Source organism: Actinomycetospora sp., assembly GCF_055612215.1.
The window spans coordinates 1-1187 of sequence record NZ_JBVPVA010000094.1 but is presented as its reverse complement, the minus strand read 5'-3'; the positions used below and the strand labels follow the sequence as shown (position 1 = coordinate 1187).

Annotated in this window: 3 protein-coding genes; all 3 read left to right on the top strand. The window is 75.1% G+C overall.

Features of this window, described 5'->3' with window-relative positions; genetic code table 11:
- A partial coding sequence (locus tag AC0CYZ_RS02190; protein WP_472211886.1) for an IclR family transcriptional regulator domain-containing protein occupies positions 1-340 on the top strand: 340 nt, incomplete at its 5' end.
- Positions 341-357: 17 nt separating this feature from the next.
- Entirely contained in the window at positions 358-999 is a 642-nt protein-coding gene (locus AC0CYZ_RS02185) for a pyridoxamine 5'-phosphate oxidase family protein (protein ID WP_472211883.1), read from the top strand.
- A partial coding sequence (locus tag AC0CYZ_RS02180) for a hypothetical protein (protein WP_472211880.1) occupies positions 996-1187 on the top strand: 192 nt, incomplete at its 3' end. The genes AC0CYZ_RS02185 and AC0CYZ_RS02180, both read left to right, overlap by 4 nt.

Below are 1187 nucleotides of genomic sequence, written 5' to 3'. Positions count from 1 at the left end.
GCCGGTCGGGGTGCGGCTGCCCATGACGGCGGGCTCGGGGGCGCGGGTCCTCGCCGCCTGGTCGGAGCCCGACGTGGCCCTCGTCGACGGGCGGACGCCGGCCGAGGTGTTCGGCGGCGACCTGCTCGCGGAGGTCCGGCGGCGGGGCTGGGCCCAGAGCGTCGCGGAGCGCGAGGCCGGGGTGGCGAGCGTGTCGGCGCCCGTCCGGGGGCCCGACGGCGGCGTCGTGGCGGCGGTCTCGGTCTCCGGTCCGGTGGACCGCATCGGGCGCAAACCGGGCTCGCGGTGGGCCAACGACCTGCTCGCCGCCGCCCGGAGCCTGGAGAAGGCGCTGGCCTGACGGACTAGGATCGAGCGGTGGACCGAGCGGGCGGGACCGAGATCACCAGCGCCGAGCAGCTCCGCGACGTCGTCGGGGAACCGGTGCGGCGCGCCGTCGTCAAGCAGCGCGACCGGCTCGACGACGTCGACCGCGCGTTCATCGCGCGCAGTCCCTTCCAGATGGTCGCGACGGCGGGCGGCGACGGTTCGCTCGACGTCTCCCCCAAGGGCGACCCGGCGGGCTCGGTGCACGTGCTCGACGACCGCACGCTCGTGGTGCCCGACCGGCCCGGGAACCGTCGCGTCGACGGGTTCCTCAACATCCTCGAGAACCCGCGCGTCGGGCTGATCTTCCTCGTGCCCCGGCGCACCGACACGCTGCGCGTGAACGGGACCGCCCGGATCCTGCTCGACCCGCCCTACGCCGAGGGGCTCAGCCACAAGGGCCACGTCCCGCGGCTGGTGCTCGAGGTCGGCGTCGAGGAGGTCTTCACCCACTGCGCGAAGGCCTTCCTGCGCTCCGGGCTGTGGGAACCGGAGACGTGGCCCGAGGACGACCTCCCGAGCATCGCGCAGATGGCGAAGCGCACCACCGACGACATGACGCTCGCCGAGATGGAGGCGTACTACTCCGAGGAGAACACCCGCTCGATCCTCTACCGGCCCACCCCTCCGTGAGCGCACCCGGCCCAGCCGTCGACGCCCTGACCGCCCGGTTCGTGGCAGCCCTGGGCCGTCGCGGGGCCATGGCCGAGATGATGGCCGTCGCGAGCCTCGGCGGGCCGCCGCACCTGGTGGACACGCCTCCGGACCTGCCCGCGCTCGCCCACCTCGACGACGCGCTCGCCCGGGTCGCGGACGAGGTC